Consider the following 15526-nt stretch of genomic DNA (forward strand, 5'->3'; position numbering starts at 1 on the left):
CTTCGCTCTGAAAGGCTGACATCGCGTTACGCCATCATCGCCACGGCGCTGGCCCCGCGCGCGATCGAGCGAACGTGGCGCGCCGGATCGGCGAGGATGCCGGCGGGCATGATACCATAATCGCCCAGCGAGCGGGCGACCTCGCCCCAGCCGGTGGAGGCTCCCCGGTCGAACGCCGCCAGCCCCTTGTCGATACGCTCGTTAGTGTCGGAGAAATCGCGGAAGCGTAGCGGCCCGGAAAGTCCAAAATAGGCGAAGTCGATCCGCGGCCGCAGCGCCGCGGCCTTGACGATGCGCCAGCCGAAGGCCGCGAAGGCCCGATCCACGGCCGGGCCGACGATCTGCGCCTGCTCCCACAAGAAGAAGGCATGGAACAATCGCTTTCGGTCGCGATCGTCCAGACTGCGCCCGGCGCGGCGCGCGTGGTGACAACGCGCCATCGCATCGAGCAAGGCGGGGGGCACTATCTGCTCCGCCTTCTGGGCAAAGGTATTTCGCCCGGTCAAATGATAGATGACCGATGTTTCCACGCAGACCTGCCGGTTGATCTCGCGAAAGGCCTCGGCGAGCCGGTGCAGCATCGCGATGCGATCGTCCATTCCATCTCGGACCAACCCTTCCGCTCGCGCCAGCCAGATGCCGAGGCGAATGCCAGAACGGAAATATCCGCTCGCCCACAGAGCGCCATGTGCAGCCAGCAGCGGGAAGGCGTGGTTGCCGCCCGAATGCTGGAAGAGATGATGATAGACGCTAGCGCGCTGGACGAGGTCGCTCGGACGACCGGCCAGGCGGGTCGCCTCCGCCCGTAGCGCTGCGACGAGATCGGTGCGGTCGTAACTCATGAGAGAGGCCTTTCGACGGGCACCAGTCGGCCGGAATAACGCAGGACCGGGCCGAGCCAGGGCAGGCTGATCGGAATGTCGAAGGTGAAGGCGCCATCGGCCTCGCTCTCCTGCGCTGCGCATTGCGGCCGGAGCGCGCGCGGCATGGGCAGGCCGAGGATGCGAAAGCCGACGAGGTCGAGGTGCAGCGCGTCCTGCGTAGCGACGATGCTGAAGATGTTGGTGACGAGCCCCATACGCTCGATCAGCAGACCGTCCCTCGCATATAGCCGGCTGGCATAGCGGCGGCGGCCGAAGCTGCGTCGCCATGTCTCCCGCGCGCCCTGCCGGACGAAATGCACCGTCGCGGGCACATCCGTCCCCGGCGCCGGCAAACCCATCGATCGGCAAAGCAGGCGGGCGAGCGGATTGCGGCTCCCCACGATATCCGCCGTGCCGGCGAGCAGCACGTCGCTGTCGGTGTCGTGCACGGCGCGAACGACGGGCGGCAACGCGTCCATCTCCGATTCGAGCAGGCGGCGGAACAGCGGCGCCATCACCACAGCTCCGGCTTGGTGATCATCAGCCAATAAATGACGATCACGCCAATGAAGGCCGGCCAGCCGAGCCAGAACCAGATTCGCGATAGGCGGAAGTAGGCGGCTGGCAGCGCTGCCTCGTTCTGCGCGGCCTCCACCATCCGGCGCATCCGGATTTGGATCCAGACCACTGGCAGCCAGCAGGCGCCGACGAAGAAGTAGAGCAGGATTGCGGCGAGTAGCCAGCTCGTTTCGAACGGGATGCCGGCGATCCGCGCGAGCCACACGCCCGTCACCGGCTGGACGATCACGGCGGGTGTGGTGAAAAGCCAGTCCGCTAGGACGACGTTGCGGTTGACCACCCGACGCGCGGCGAGATCGCCCGATCGATTGGCCATCCATCCGTGGAAGGCGGTGCCGAGTCCGGTGCCGAACAGCAGGGTAGAGCTCAGCACATGCACGGTCTTGAGCAGCAGATAGTCAGCCACGATCGGTCTCCAGAGCGCGCACCGCGAGGGCGAGGCCCAGCACGGCGATATTCTTGACGAGCGGGCCGAATGGATCGGCCCAGAGCGCAGGGAAGCAGGCGGCGAGGATCGCGCTGTAGGCTGCCATCATCCCGATCGAGGCCGCGGAGACGGAGCGCACCCGGAAGCCGAACAGCAGCGCCATGCCAATCGCGAAGTCGATCGCGGATGCCCCAAACAACGCAATCGGGGCAAAACCGCCGGTGATTCCGGTGCGGGCGAGCAGCGCCATGCTGGCGGCGCGCGGGGTCAGGGTAAGTGGGACGATCCCGCCCGCCAGCCAGATCAAAGCAAGCGCGATCCTCAGCACCGACCTAAGTGGCGCGATCCGGGCTTCGGCCAAATCCATCGGCGTGGCCGGGGTGCGGGCCAGCGCCGCGTCCAGCGGGGCAGCGCGGAAACCGCACGCCGCCTCGAACGGCACGGGGTCTCCCGTGTTGCCGGCTTCGAGCATCGCGAGGCTCTCCGGCGTCGCGGCGCCGAGGCCGAGGCGCTGACCGATCCACGCCGAAGCGGCGACTAGCCCCCGGGGAACGATCAGGAACCGAGCCGGTGCGAGCCCCAACCAGCGGCGGAAACCGAGCGTGATCTCATCGGTCGTCATCGCCTCCGGCCCGGCCGCGTCGATCCGCGCGGCGATCGGGCCGGCACAATGCAGCAACCGCACGATCGCCTTTACCAGATCGTCGACATGGATCGGCTGGAGCAGCCAGTTGCCCGGGCCGAGCCGAATCGGAAGAGGCGCGGCGGCGAGGCAGGTGAACAGCGCGGTGCTCTGGCCGCCCCGGCCGACGATCAGCGAGGGGCGCAGCACCACCCAGTCCATCCGCTCTCCCGTTGGATCGAGTGCGGCGAGATGATCGTCGGCGGCGCGCTTGGAGAGATGGTAGCGCGTCGTCGCCTGATCATCGGCACCTAGCGCCGAAACCTGAACGACGCGCGTCACGCCCGCGGCGAGGCAGGCGTCGAACAGGATGCGCGCGCCGGCATCGTGGACCAGCGCATAGCGCCCGCCGGCGTCGCGGATCAGCCCGGCGCAATTGACCACGACGTCCACGCCCGTCAGCCGAGGGAGCCAGTCCGCCATAGTGTCCCGCGCCAAGTCGCAGCCGATCGCAGCAAGGCCCGGGAGGAGCCGAGCGAGCTTGCCGGTATCGCGCCCGGCAACGGTGACGCGGGTTCCGTCTGTCGCCAGCCGGCCGGCGAGGTGCCGGCCGACGAACCCGCTCGCGCCCACGATGAGGACGTGCATCACCTGCCACCTCAAGCGTCGGCGCGGCGGGGGCTGCGGCTCCACACCGCGAAACCCATGCCGATCAACGCGAATAGGATGCCGGTGAGCGCGCCCGCGACGGTGCTCTTGACCAGCCAGGTCGGATCGGTGGCGATGTTGCCCATCGACACGATCAGCATCGGCGCGACGACCATCATGACCGTCGACCAGACCGTCCAGAAGCGAGAGCGCTGCTCGGTTCCGCAGATCTCGCCGAGCAGCAGGGACAAGGGCCGCCAGAGCGAAACTGCCGCCAGCGTCGCGAGCAACGCGGTCAGCGCATAGGTTAGCAGCAGGGCTGCTATCGGGGTCAGCATGGCAAATCTCCTTCGGTGGCCGCCGGGTCGTGGCGGTCTGCCGGGAGCATTGCGAATGGCATGCCAATTGCGGGAAACCTGGAAAACGCGGGCTTTCGCTAGGATTTCGCAAGGGCTTGCTGTTAACGTCGTGAACAGGAACGCCGGAGATAATGTCAACGATGGATATAGCGATCGGCGTGGAAGCCTATATCGGCGCGCTCGGGATCACGGCGCTTGCGAGCCTGCTGCTCGGCCTGTTCGTAGCGACGCGGGCACGGGGCCTGCCGGGCGGCACGCTGCTGGCCGTATTCCTCGTCGGCGTCGCGGCGTGGAGCGTGTCGCAGGCCGTCCCCGCGCTTATCGGGCCGGCGGCGACATCGTTTAGCGCTACCCTGATCGCGCTCTCGCCGCTGCCGGCGGCGGCGTTCGTCCATCTCGTCTTCGCCTTCGCGCTGTGCGGCACGCTGCGGCAGGTGGCAGCGGCGAGCTATGCGGTGGCGGCCTTCGCGACGCTGACCGGGCTGATCTTCGGCGTCGGCGCGGTGGTGCCGTGGCACGGCTTTCCCGGCTTCTTCGTGCCATCGGCGGTCGGCTGGGGCGTGCTGGGGACCGCGGGCCTGCTTTCGGTGGTCGGTCACCTGCGCCTTGCCCAGACATGGCGCGAGCAGCAGGGCCAGCACCAGCGGCAGGCGGGTGCGGTGTTCGTCTCCAGCTTCATCGGCCTCGTCGCGCTGACCGGCTTCGCCTTCCCGGCGATCGGTATCGATGCCTATCCTTGGCCGGTCCTGCTGTTGCCCTTCTATTCGGTGGCCTTAGTCTATGGCATTCTGAGGCATCGCTTCATGGCGGTGAACCTCTGGGCGCGGCGCGGGCTGGTATGGCTTATGCTAGTGGCGCTGGCCGGAGGCGCGAGCGCAGCAATCGCTGCATTGCCGCTGGCACTGGCTGGGCGCCCCGCCGGATTGCTCGGCACTTGGATTGCGATGGCTGCGGCGCTGGCGATCGGCATTCTTGTGCTGGCGCCGCTCAAGCGACTTGCCGATCGCGCCGTCTTCCCGGGCAGCCGGATAAGCGACGAGGACGTTGCCACCTGGCGAGACAGGCTCGCCGAGGCCACCGACCTGCCGATGCTGGAGAAGATCGCCAACGACCTCCTCGCAAGCCGCCTCGCTATACCCGACGGTGACGAGCGGCCGTCGATCGCCGTCTCGGGCGACACCGCCCTGCTGGTCGGTTGGGAAGATGCCCCGCCAGCGACGCGCCACCTCGCCGATCGCTTCGCGGCGCTGGTAGTGGAGGCCGCGCGCCGCCTCGCCGCCGCCGCCCGGCTGGTCGAAGCCGAGCGCGAACGCCAGCAACAGGCCCGCCTCGCCGAGCTCGGCCAACTCGCCGCCACAGTAGCGCATGATCTACGCAACCCGCTCGGCATCGTGAAGATGGCCGCAACCGGCGCGCCGCCCGAGGTCCGCGCCGAGATCGGCGAACAGGTCGCGCGGATGGACCATCTCGTCACCGACATCCTCGATTATTCGCGCGCCTGGGCGGTGAAACCGGAGCCCATGCGCCCGGTCGAACTTGCCGCGCAAGCGGGGGTCGAAGTGGAAGTGCCGGAGGACATGATCATCATTGCCGATCGCCGCGCAATCGCGCGCGTGCTGGCCAACCTGATCGAAAATGCTCGCGCCATGGGCTCGCGTGTCGCCGTCATCGGCACGCCGGGCGCGCGCCCGACGCTCGACATCTGCGACGACGGTCCCGGCGTGCCGGCCGAGATCGCCGACAGCCTGTTCCGCCCCTTCGTGTCGCGCCGGCCTGGCGGCACCGGCCTCGGTCTCGCTATCGTCCAGCGGATCATGGAGGCGCACGGCGGATCGGTCGCTCTGGCGAGACGTGAAGGCTGGCCCACCTGTTTCCGCCTCACCTTTGGAGACGCGTCATGAGCGGCATCCTGCTGGCCGACGATGAGCCGGCCTTCCAGCGGCTGACGGGTGCGTGGCTGCGCGGGTTGGGCCATGAAGTGCGCCTCGTCGGCGACGGCAATGCCGCGCGCGCAGCCTTCGCCGAAGCACCGGCGGACTGTGTGCTGCTTGATCTCGCCATGCCGCCGCATCACGATCCCGAGGCCGGGCTTGCGCTGATCCCTGCATTTGCCCCGGCGCCGGTCGTGGTAATGACGGGTCATGCCGACCACGCCCTCGCCCTCAAGGCGATCGAAGCGGGCGCCTGGGATTTCCTCGCCAAGCCGGTCGATCCGGACCTACTGCGGGTCGTGGTGGCGCGCGCGATGGAGCGGGCGCGGCTGGCTCGCGAACTGGCCGCGGCACGGGCACAGGGCGGTGCGTCGGAGGACATGGGGCTAGCTGGCGCCTCAGTCCCAATGGCGGCGCTGCGAGACCTGATCCGCAAGGTTGCGCCCACCCGCCTGACGGTGCTGGTGCTGGGGCCGAGCGGCACCGGCAAGGAGCTTGTCGCCCGCGCTCTACACGATTTGTCGCCGCGCGCCGGCAAGGCCATGGTGCCAGTGCATTGCGGCGCGATCCCGGCCGATCTTCTGGAAAGCGAGCTGTTCGGCCATCTGAAGGGCAGCTTCACCGGCGCTGGCGTGGATCGGCCTGGCTTGGTCGAGGTCGCATCGGGCGGAACCTTGTTCCTTGACGAGATCGGAGAGATGCCGGCCGCGATGCAGGTGAAGCTGCTGCGCTTCCTGAACGACGGTAGCTACCAGCCAATCGGTGCCCGCGCGCCGAAGCAAGCCGATGTTCGCATCGTTGCCGCGACCCATCGCGATCTTGCGGCGAAAGTGGCTGACGGCAGTTTCCGCGAGGACCTCTATTATCGCCTTAAGGGTATCGTCCTGCGGACGCCGTCACTCGACGAGCGGCCGAGCGATGTCGCCCCACTCGCCGCCCTATTCCTGCGCCGGGCGGCCGATGCGAACGCGCGCTTCTCGCCCGAAGGGCTTCGCTGGCTTGTCGCCAGGGATTGGCCGGGCAATGTCCGCGAACTGCGCTCGGTCGTGGAATCCGCTGCGGCGCTCGCCACGCGAGGCGCAACCGGCTTGGTCGTTGACCAGCCGGATCTCGCCTTCGCGATCGGGGACCCGAGCGAGATCCCGGCGATGGCGGATAAGGACGCACCGGGCCTGATGACCCTCGAACAGGAATTGTCCGCACTTGAACGCTTGAGGATCGAACAGGCTCTTGCGAGAACCGGCCACAATCACACTCATGCCGCGCGCGAATTGGGTCTGTCGCGCGTGGGTCTGCTTAAGAAGCTAGACCGAATGGGCCTAAGGTAGGCGTAGGTATGCGATCGTCGCCGTGTGCAACGGTGTTCCGAAGGGTAGCTATGGCTACCGCCCTCGTCCTGTCGGACGGTGGCTGGGCTCCGATGTTGCCTTGGATCCCTTCGGCATCTGCCTGTCGGCAGTTGGTGGCAGGTTTTGCGCTTGCCCACGGATTCCGGGTCCACGGTGACGATCCGCTTTGCGAGGCGGCGATGGCATGGTTGCGTCATTCGACACGCTGCGATCCCGTAGATTTTCTTTTCGAGTGGTCGGGCTGGCTTCGCCGCTGGCGTCAGCCGCCTGCGTGCCGGTAAGGTTGGGTTGGGCGTCCACTTCGGCCAAGTCGGGATGCGAGGCCAATCCTTTGCGCGCTGCTGCTTCGGCGTTCGTGCCGGAACGCTTGGGATTCGGCCTGAATGTTTCCTCTATCTTGCGATCGAACGATTGTGCGCCATGGGAGGGTGGGGGCGTGATTATGTTGGCGACCGATCGATCGACCGCGCCCGTCGGGCGGGTCTGGGCCCGGTGACATTCGGCTAGACGTTCCTGAACAAGAGGTCGATGAATCAGATCCTGAAACAGCGTTCGCACGGCTCGTGGCACGGCGTTGCCGAGCACAATACCGTCGTGCCCAAAGACGAACATGTTGGGGTCGGCGCCGTGTAAGTCGAGCCAGGCGCGTAGGCGCGCTTCGCGCACAGGTGTCCATTTGCTCGCATCGACCGCTGAATGCGACATTCCTGCCGAGCGGGTGGGGTCGCTCATGCGATAGCGATGAGCGGCACGCACTGAAGGGCGATCGATCAGCCGTTCGATCTCGGTCTCACAAACGCGGATCGCTCGTTCGAGCGCCACAGTGCGGCGCTTGCGCTCAACGGGCGAGGGGATCGCTCTTGCGATGTCGGCGAGGCGATCTTCGGCGGCTTGGCGCATGGCGATGCGCTCAGCCGAAGCCCTCTTCGTAATCCGGGCCTGATACCCTTTCGCATCCAGCGAACGCAGCACGGTATCTGCGCGAGACCGAGCCATGAGGACGCCGATTTCGAACTCCTCCAGTTCCTGGCGGCGGCGGTGAAGGATCTTTAGGCCGTCGATTGCAACCCTGATGGCGTCGAGGTCGAGCGGTCGATCCGATAAGGATTCGAGGGCGAGCTTCTTTAACCGACGATCGAGCGCCCTGTCGTCGTCGCGCCGCCGCTTCTCGACTGCCCTGAACAGGTCGTAGAAGACAGTATGGGCATTGGCGATGCCAGCTGCGGTGACGATGCCCTTCTCCTCGAGCGCAGACGCTCGGGTGCCGAGTTTTTTCGTCGGTGTCAGCGCGATGCCATTTTCCTTATAGGTGCCGACTACGTAGCGCGGAGATTCCGGAGCGCTTACTTCATTGAGGATGGCGACGAGCCGAGCACGTTCGGCCTTCATCAGCGCCTTGCCATAGCCGCGATGGTGCTGGCCATCTGCGCTGCGGGTCAACAACGCGACCTTGTTCTGCCGCAACGGGAAGTGCGTTCGACCCCAACGGTCCTTGGTGGCATAGGCGAAGTCCCAGCATCCATGCTCTTCCAGCCATCTGGCGGGGCGGTCATAGACGTCGGCATGCATATGCCAGTTGCGGTTCTGGTTGTGCGGATCGGGACGGTGGATCGCGCCAAGGACCATGCAGCCAAGCTCTTCGTAATGCTTGCAGAAGCGTTCAAGAACCTGGCGTCGCTGGTGTGGCGTAATATCCGCAGGCAACTCGGCAACGAATCGGGTCTGGACGCGGCCCGTTCGGCCCAGCTCGAACCGAAGCTGATTGGGCGGCAGGCCCTTGGCATCCCACTCGGCAAGCCGATCGAACGCCTGTTCGCAATCGACTGTCGCGACGCGGACATCGAAGGGGCGGACCTCGGCCTTTCCCCTCCTTTTCGCTTCGTCCGCGACGCGCGCGATCTCGGTCTGGAGGCGGAGGTTCGCTTCGACGACCCAGGCGAGCGCATCGGGCTGTGCTGCGAGCGTCGCCCATTCGTCCGCATCTCTCGACGAGGTGATTAGCCAATTCTCGCGCGGCACGCGCTCATGATCTTCGGCAGCCTCGAACAGCGAGCGGATGCGGTCGCGGCCGCCCTCGATGTTCGTGTAGATGGCGGTTGCGTTCTCCTCCTGCCGCTCGGCCTCAGCGTCGATGAGGTCGCACGTGCCCAATGCGTCTGAGCGGACGAGATAGTCGACGTGCGCCGCCATCGAAACTGCGGCACCGTCCATGGCATAAACCGAATGCGCGCCGGCACGACGGCGATCCGGATAGCGGGGGTGGGTGGCGCCGTCCCGTGATCGCGGGACGACGGCGCGGGTTACCCGCACCATGTCGAAGTGCGGCAAGCGCACGTCGCCGGTCTGTCTGGGCCTTGCCGACAGCGGACTGGGGCGCGATAGGTCGAAGCCTCGAGGTAGCAGCGATCGGTCGTAACCGATCTGCCGAGGACCACCGCTTCCACGACGACCCCGACGACCTGCCTGCGGAGGCGCGCTGCCTTGGTGTTCGAGGGCCCTGATGCGGACGACTCGGCCGAGGAAGTCGCGATCCTCCTGCGCCACCCGAGCGAGCAGGGCGCGCCACTGGTGCGCGTATTCCGGCTGCCGGTGGGTTTCGCTCTCGGCCATGCGACGATTGTCCGGCACGAACCATGAGCAGGCAAGGAGGGGGAAAAATATCGCTTCCGCAGGCGTCAGCCGAAGGACCGCCCGCGTTCCCCGAAGAGGGGAGAAGGGCCGCACCGGCTAATGGGCTTGCACATTAGCGCTGTTGCGCCTGAGAGGCCGCCTTCCGGACTCTCAGTATCCTATTGATGTGGTCGGTGTGTACGTCTCTCGGGCGAGACGGGACCGCCGCCGCTTGGCAGGCTCTGGATTTGTGGCCGGTCGCGGGACAGGCAATCTATGAATGGCCGTTTGGCGAGAGCGAGCATTCGGGATGAGATCGATCGGTGGAGGTGGGTTTCACCTGCGTCGGCCACGGGGAGTTCCATGCCGCAGCCGTTCGGGCGGGCGGATGGTAACGGGGAACGTGGGAAGGATGTGCTCGGTCACCGGGGAAAGTAGCCGCAGCGCGTCGAGCTTGACCGACAGATCGGCTTCCTCGTCATAGGTGCGCTCGGTTTCGGTTTCGCCTTCATGCCCGAACAGGTCGCAGCGGACGCTGTCGGTCACCTTTCCTTTCAGCATCGAGGTGGCGAAGCCACGGAAGCTGTGCGTGTCCTTGTCCTTCCAGGCGCCACCGACGCGATGTCGCCACGAAGTGCCCTGCGGAAAGGCCCAGTCTCTCCATTTCCTGAAGACCGTTTTGTAGAACGTGCTGGCGAAGCTCCCCGCCTTCGGCGAATCCAATTCGGGGAACAGCATCGTGCAACCCGCCGCGCGAAGCTGTGCGACGTAATCGAGGAAGCCGAGCCGCACGAGTTCCGGATGGAACGGCAGTTTCCTGATCGATTGGACGTTTTTGAGCGCCCGATCCTCGGTATAGTCGATCAGGAAATACGGTATGTCATGTTCTTCATGCACATCAGACAGGGGCAGCCCGGCCAGTTCCGCGCTGCGACCGCCATAGAGCGGTAGCATCAGCGTCATCCAATACCAGGCATCGTGGACGAGGAAGTTTCCAGCTGACAGGCGTTCGTCGATGCCCGCTGCCCCCGACCAGATCGGGGCGGAGAGAAGGTGCGCGACCTCCTGCTTGTTCCAGTTGGCTCGTTTGTCGCGATCTCGCTTGCGCTCGCGTGCGGCCTTCTTCCCAAGGCCCGCGCGAGCCCGATCGAACAAGAGTTGCCTCGCTGGTCGATGTCCGTTCGTAGCTCCTTCCTCCCCGGCAGCGTGCTTGAGCACGGCGCTGATCCAAGTGAGGTGCTTGTTGATCGTCTGCTGCGAAATCCCGACATCGCCGACAGGCATGGTTTCTGCCCGCCTCAGGCTGGCGGCGATGCCGCCCGCTTGCTCCTCCGTCGTGCGTCCCCAGCGATTGGGTAGTTTCCGGCAAAGCGTGACGAAGCTCGTCACGTGATCCTGCACGAGGTCTTCGATGAAGGCTTTTTCACCGCATGCATAATCGAAGAGCATGAGCGCCGTCCTGGTCTGCTTGATCGATTCGGCCGACCAGGCGCCTGCCTGTTCGTAGGCGACAACGCATTCCTCGCAGGCATCGAGAAGCAGCTTCTTGGTCGCAGCCGGCACGGCCTGTTGTGGTAGCTCGTGCTCGGGCGGCGCAGTCGGTGTTGGCATGGGTGCCGATGCAGCCTCGACCATCGGCTCTGACTTCGTGCTCGCACGCTGTGGCTCGATTTGTTCGAAGGCGAAGGGCGTATTGTCGATCGTGGCCTCTTCGACCCATCGAGCGATTTCTTCCCTGTTGTCGAGCGGGAGGCGTTTTGTCGCCTCGCGACAGGCGGCAGCCCGCGCCTCGAAGACGGTGCGCTTGATGCGTGCCACGTTGTCATGCGTATCGGCGATCCCGAACGCCTGCAGGTAGGTGTCGATCTGCTTGCGCGACACATGGCTGCCGTTCTGGTTGTCGAAGAGGAATTGCGCGACGGACATCGCCTTGTCGGGTGACCATCCCAGCTCGACGAGTCGTTCATGGTCATCGGGTGTCCAGCGCGCGTCGGGGCCGTTACTCGCCAGGAATTCCCAGGCTACGGCATGGAGGGAGTTGGTGGTCGCGTGATCGGATGATGGCGCGGCGCTGCCCACTTGATCCTCAAGGATACGGCCCAGCTGCCACCGCATCGCGTCGCTGAAGACCTGTTTGAGCTTGTCCGGCGACATACCGGTCCGTTCACCGTAGCTCATGCGTAACGTCTCGGCAGCCGCACCCAAGCGATCGGCGATGCTGCGAGCCCGGCTGTAGCTTCCAGTCGCCAGCGGGAAGGACATGGGCACGACTGTCCGTGCGACCGTGATCTTCCTGCGCCAGTAGTAAGTGCCGCCTCTAAGCTTAAGGTTCCGTGACCCCATTCGCCGCCCCGTTGCACAGCGATGGGAACAGTCGTGGGTACAACCGTTCCCGACCGCGTCGGTGGTGACGTGAAATCAGACACTTAGCAGCGTATGGTCGGGGAGAGAGGATTCGCAACCAATTCCCGAGACCACCAACACCATCCGCCAAAAACGGCAGAAATCTGAGCCTGCGCCGCGCTTGCCACGGCTGCATTAGGGGCGATGACACAGCGGACAGCACAATCGCAAGCACAATTGTGCTGTCGCGGACGTAGCGTCGAAGTCCGATCCGAGTTCGTGCGGGATCATACGGATCGACGAACAGCCAGGCCGCCGTCCGCGTTCACCACCCCGCGCCGCCGCCCCTCACGGATCGGTCGGTCGCGAACGTATCGACCGCATCGGCTACGCGGCCAATCTTTGGTCAGCATTGACGATCGGCAAAGGCGTGGTCTCGAAAAACGTGACCTGATCCTCCTCCAGGCGGATAAGCTGGTTCGGCAACACCGGATGGTATTCTCCGGCACGAATTTGCCACAGCCGACGATCTAGCGGCCGATTTTCCCTGGCCAGCAGTGCCGTCGTTTCAATCACCTCCACGTCGATCGCGAGAGGCTGTCCGTCGATGTCGACGATGTGGCGCATTCCGATGTCCCAGTAGCTCAAGTCCGAACTCCCTTTCTTCGGTGAAAGGACATCCGCACGCGTGGACGTTAGAACCTGTCACTCTCATGCTCGCGAAGAAGACAGAGCGTGTTCACGAGCGCCATCTCGGGCACCGTGGCCGTACTGATGGAATTGCCCGACGTCGCGGTCCACCTCCAGCTCTATCTAGGACGGCTGCTCGCACCAAACCTCCGGCGCCGGTAATTGCGTTTTGTGCATCAAATATAAGGCATATAGATTTTAATGATCGATATTTGATGCTATACGGCTACCTATGGCACAACCGTCACGATACGCTGCCGATGCGCTCCGCCTCATGGCCGACACGATCCGTAGTGCTCGTACCGAGCAGCGTATCGCGCAGATCGACCTTGCCGAGCGAGCCGGCATATCCCGCTCGCTACTCGCCAGGATCGAGCGCGGCGATCCGGGCTGTGCGATAGGATCCGTATTCGAGGTAGCGGCGATCCTTCGGATTCCGCTGTTCGGTCTTGAGGAGCGCGATCTCGCGCGCGAGGCTGATCGGGTCGCGGATCGGCTTGCGCTGTTGCCGTCGGCGGTGCGCCAGCGCCGGACGCCCGTGGACGACGATTTCTGATGGCGGATCAGGCCTACGTCTGGGTCTGGCTGCCGGGTCAGGCTGGGCCGGTGGTGGCGGGCCGCGTCTTTCGGGACGGTCCCCGCCTGTCCTTCAACTATGGCCGCAGCTATCTGGAGCGCCCCGACGCGATCGCGCTCTATCTGCCGGAATTGCCGCTGGAAGCGGGAGCGATCGCGCCACTGCCGGGTCTTTCGATCCCCAGTGCGCTGCGCGACGCTGCTCCCGATGCGTGGGGGCGGCGGGTCATTCTCAACCGTCTCCTCGGACGGCAGGCGCGCGATGGCGACGTCGATCGCATCGACGAGATCACCTATCTGCTGGAATCGGGTTCGGATCGCACCGGCGCCCTCGATTTCCAGGCGTCCGCCACCGACTATGTGGCCCGCGCCGCCGACGGAGCCACGCTGGATGAGCTGATCCAGTCCGCCGAGCGGGTCGAGGCGGGTGTGCCGCTGACACCTGAGCTCGACCGCGCGCTCCATCACGGGAGCTCGCTGGGCGGCGCGCGTCCCAAGGCGCTGATCACCGATGGCGCCAGGAAATATGTCGCCAAATTCCCGGCCTCCGGCGACGTCCAGAATGTCGTGAAGGCGGAGTTCGTCGCCATGCGACTTGCGGCGGAAGTCGGGCTCGACGTCGCTCCCGTGACCCTCGTGCGGGCGCACGGCAAAGACGTACTGCTCGTCGAGCGCTTCGATCGGGAGGCGATTCCGGGAGGCTGGGCGCGCCGGGCGATGATCTCCGCGCTGACCATGCTCGAACTCGACGAGATGATGGCGCGCTATGCCAGCTATGAGACGCTGGCCGAGATCATCCGCCATCGCTTCGCCGAGCCGAAGGCGATGTTGCGGGAGCTGTTCGGCCGGCTGGTGTTCAACATCCTGTGCGGCAACACGGACGATCATGCGCGCAACCACGCCGCCTTCTGGGATGGCCGGTCGCTTACGCTCACGCCGGCCTATGACATCTGCCCCCAGGCGCGCGCCGGCGGCGAGGCGAGCCAGGCGATGCTGATCCGCGGGGAGAGTCGGGACAGCCGCATTGCCGTTTGCATCGCGGCGGCGCCGATATTCCTGCTCGATGCGCAGAGCGCGAATGCGATCGTCGATCACCAGATTCAGGTGATCACGGCACGCTACGACGCCGTATGTGCGGAAGGCAGCCAGTCGGTCGTTGACCGCGATCTGATGCGCGGACGCCAGTTCCTGAACGCTTACGCCCTCGAAGGCTATGCAGGCTCGGTGCCCGCATGGGGGGCTATACAGACATGATTTCCATTTCTGTCTGTACAAAGCGGCAACGATATCGCCGCCGCTGAACCTGACAGACTGGGCCACGATCCTGGTCGTCGCCGTCGGCGGCTCATCCCGACTTCGCCACATCCATGCAGCAAGCAACCTCGTCTTGAGGAAGGGGAAGCAGGCTGACGCAGTGGGCGGAAAAAGCCTTGAGTCCAAAGGGATCAGCGGATGACGAATACGAGCGAGTTGCTCACGGCTGCCCAGATGCAGCGAATGATAGACCGTGTTGCCGACGGGATTCGGGCCATCGGGCACCCGGATATCAAGGTGCCGAACACATCCTCCTTCTGTGTTGAACGAGATCGCTTCAACCGCGCGCCCGGCCTCATCGTTTCCATCGACGTGGGCGATTTCGTGCTCCCCCTTGCCGTTGGCGGATCGCGGTTCAGGAACTGCCAAGATGCCGAGTTGGACGCCGCGGCCGACGAAATCGTGCAGCGTGCGGCCGAACTGGCCCGGATGAAGGATCGCTGGGCGCGCAGGTTCGCGGCGACCAGGGAAGTATTGGAGGCCAAGGTCGCCCGCGACGGTCTGGGCATGGAGGTTCGCGGGCTGTGGCCGATGTCGAAGCGCGTGAACGATTCCCTGATCGATGCCGACGCGGAAATGGAAGCCGACATCATCATGCTGGACGACGCGCTGCGTCCATACACACGACGTCTCCACGCATGGAGCGGCCGCAAATTCCAGGGCCAGATCAACGGCTACGTACCGGAGCAGAAGCGCCGGCTTCGGGCACTGGAACGCCTTCGGGAACGTGGTGCCGTGCTCGAAATCGATGGTATCGCGAAAGGAGCCATCGTGACGGCCCAGCGCGATGTGAACGAGGTGGCCGTGGCGTTGGTCGCAAACTGCGACGAGGATACGGGTCAGGGTGGCTTCGTCACTCTCGGAAGCGGGCAGGCCGACGGTGCGGCAGTGTGCCTGCGAGATGGCCGGATTCTCGCCTCGGTCAGTATGCCAAGTGTCGGCCGCCTTTATGGAACCGAATTGGTGCTGGATCAGGCGATCCCGGAAACGGTCGTCTCCGCGCTGATCGGAGAGCCTGCGACAAAGCTGATCGATCATCCCGCACTGCGAGGAACTGCCGTGATCGCTGCAGCGAACGTGGTTCGCGGAACTCGTACCGATGTAAAATTGCGGACGGATCGCCACGATATTCAACATGTCGAATGTGAAGCGGACAGAGAGATGTAAGCCTGACGGGCGTGCTTGTTACGCCCCCGCAGCCGCGCCGGGCCGCAA

13 protein-coding genes are annotated in these 15526 nt (G+C 65.2%); 5 read left to right on the top strand and 8 right to left on the bottom strand.

The genetic code is table 11. From position 1 onward, the window contains the following. Nucleotides 1-26: 26 nt before the first annotated feature. From HZF05_RS02960 to HZF05_RS02980, 5 genes are read right to left on the bottom strand one after another with little or no spacing between them, the layout of a single operon-like run. The gene (locus tag HZF05_RS02960; RefSeq protein ID WP_160365110.1) at nt 27-842 is read right to left on the bottom strand and encodes a hypothetical protein; all 816 of its coding nucleotides are present in this window, start codon (nt 840-842) and stop codon (nt 27-29) included. After that, a complete protein-coding gene (locus HZF05_RS02965; RefSeq protein ID WP_160365111.1) occupies nt 839-1378 on the bottom strand; it encodes a DUF4166 domain-containing protein in 540 nt (179 codons plus the stop codon). Before HZF05_RS02965 ends, HZF05_RS02960 begins: the two co-directional genes overlap by 4 nt. After that, complete coding sequence (locus HZF05_RS02970; RefSeq protein ID WP_160365112.1) at nt 1378-1848, bottom strand: DUF2269 family protein; 471 nt, start codon at nt 1846-1848, stop codon at nt 1378-1380. The genes HZF05_RS02965 and HZF05_RS02970 overlap by 1 nt, the downstream gene beginning before the upstream one ends. Beyond that, a complete protein-coding gene (locus tag HZF05_RS02975; protein WP_160365113.1) occupies nt 1841-3139 on the bottom strand; it encodes an SDR family oxidoreductase in 1299 nt (432 codons plus the stop codon). The genes HZF05_RS02970 and HZF05_RS02975 overlap by 8 nt, the downstream gene beginning before the upstream one ends. A gap of 11 nt (nt 3140-3150) precedes the next feature. Next, nucleotides 3151-3477 (bottom strand): hypothetical protein, encoded by a 327-nt coding sequence (locus HZF05_RS02980; protein WP_160365114.1) that lies wholly within the window; start codon nt 3475-3477, stop codon nt 3151-3153. A gap of 161 nt (nt 3478-3638) precedes the next feature. Here HZF05_RS02980 and HZF05_RS02985 point away from each other — a divergent pair, with 161 nt between their 5' ends. Further along, the gene (locus HZF05_RS02985) at nt 3639-5399 is read left to right on the top strand and encodes a sensor histidine kinase (RefSeq protein ID WP_160365115.1); all 1761 of its coding nucleotides are present in this window, start codon (nt 3639-3641) and stop codon (nt 5397-5399) included. After that, nucleotides 5396-6757, top strand: a complete 1362-nt coding sequence (locus HZF05_RS02990; RefSeq protein WP_160365116.1) for a sigma-54-dependent transcriptional regulator — start codon at nt 5396-5398, stop codon at nt 6755-6757. The genes HZF05_RS02985 and HZF05_RS02990 overlap by 4 nt, the downstream gene beginning before the upstream one ends. Before the next feature lie 54 nt (nt 6758-6811). Here the strand turns inward: HZF05_RS02990 and HZF05_RS02995 are convergent, their stop codons facing one another. From HZF05_RS02995 to HZF05_RS03005, 3 genes are all read right to left on the bottom strand, one after another. Beyond that, the gene (locus tag HZF05_RS02995) at nt 6812-9388 is read right to left on the bottom strand and encodes a MobA/MobL family protein (RefSeq protein WP_160365117.1); all 2577 of its coding nucleotides are present in this window, start codon (nt 9386-9388) and stop codon (nt 6812-6814) included. 336 nt (nt 9389-9724) lie between these two features. Then, a complete protein-coding gene (locus tag HZF05_RS03000; RefSeq protein ID WP_160365118.1) occupies nt 9725-11650 on the bottom strand; it encodes a site-specific integrase in 1926 nt (641 codons plus the stop codon). Between the two features lie 468 nt (nt 11651-12118). Continuing rightward, complete coding sequence (locus tag HZF05_RS03005; RefSeq protein WP_160365119.1) at nt 12119-12379, bottom strand: hypothetical protein; 261 nt, start codon at nt 12377-12379, stop codon at nt 12119-12121. 316 nt (nt 12380-12695) lie between these two features. Between HZF05_RS03005 and HZF05_RS03010 the strand changes: the two genes are divergently transcribed. The 3 genes from HZF05_RS03010 (at nt 12696) to HZF05_RS03020 (ending at nt 15478) form a co-directional block, all read left to right on the top strand. Continuing rightward, a complete protein-coding gene (locus HZF05_RS03010; RefSeq protein WP_246331466.1) occupies nt 12696-12977 on the top strand; it encodes a helix-turn-helix transcriptional regulator in 282 nt (93 codons plus the stop codon). Then, nucleotides 12977-14251 (top strand): type II toxin-antitoxin system HipA family toxin, encoded by a 1275-nt coding sequence (locus HZF05_RS03015; protein ID WP_160365121.1) that lies wholly within the window; start codon nt 12977-12979, stop codon nt 14249-14251. The genes HZF05_RS03010 and HZF05_RS03015 overlap by 1 nt, the downstream gene beginning before the upstream one ends. 198 nt (nt 14252-14449) lie before the next feature. After that, the gene (locus tag HZF05_RS03020) at nt 14450-15478 is read left to right on the top strand and encodes a hypothetical protein (RefSeq protein ID WP_160365122.1); all 1029 of its coding nucleotides are present in this window, start codon (nt 14450-14452) and stop codon (nt 15476-15478) included. Nucleotides 15479-15526: the final 48 nt, after the last annotated feature.

It is taken from the genome of Sphingomonas chungangi, from assembly GCF_013778325.1.
Lineage (GTDB): Bacteria > Pseudomonadota > Alphaproteobacteria > Sphingomonadales > Sphingomonadaceae > Solisphingomonas > Solisphingomonas chungangi.

Bases quoted from the DNA above. Each gene is read 5' to 3' on its own strand.
- HZF05_RS02980 (WP_160365114.1), bottom strand. From the start codon at position 3,477: ATGCTGACCCCGATAGCAGCCCTGCTGCTAACCTATGCGCTGACCGCG.
- HZF05_RS03020 (WP_160365122.1), top strand. From the start codon at position 14,450: ATGACGAATACGAGCGAGTTGCTCACGGCTGCCCAGATGCAGCGAATG.
- HZF05_RS02960 (WP_160365110.1), bottom strand. From the start codon at position 842: ATGAGTTACGACCGCACCGATCTCGTCGCAGCGCTACGGGCGGAGGCG.
- HZF05_RS02995 (WP_160365117.1), bottom strand. From the start codon at position 9,388: ATGGCCGAGAGCGAAACCCACCGGCAGCCGGAATACGCGCACCAGTGG.
- HZF05_RS02975 (WP_160365113.1), bottom strand. From the start codon at position 3,139: ATGCACGTCCTCATCGTGGGCGCGAGCGGGTTCGTCGGCCGGCACCTC.
- HZF05_RS03010 (WP_246331466.1), top strand. From the start codon at position 12,696: ATGGCCGACACGATCCGTAGTGCTCGTACCGAGCAGCGTATCGCGCAG.
- HZF05_RS03015 (WP_160365121.1), top strand. From the start codon at position 12,977: ATGGCGGATCAGGCCTACGTCTGGGTCTGGCTGCCGGGTCAGGCTGGG.
- HZF05_RS03000 (WP_160365118.1), bottom strand. From the start codon at position 11,650: ATGTCCTTCCCGCTGGCGACTGGAAGCTACAGCCGGGCTCGCAGCATC.
- HZF05_RS02965 (WP_160365111.1), bottom strand. From the start codon at position 1,378: ATGGCGCCGCTGTTCCGCCGCCTGCTCGAATCGGAGATGGACGCGTTG.
- HZF05_RS02985 (WP_160365115.1), top strand. From the start codon at position 3,639: ATGGATATAGCGATCGGCGTGGAAGCCTATATCGGCGCGCTCGGGATC.
- HZF05_RS02990 (WP_160365116.1), top strand. From the start codon at position 5,396: ATGAGCGGCATCCTGCTGGCCGACGATGAGCCGGCCTTCCAGCGGCTG.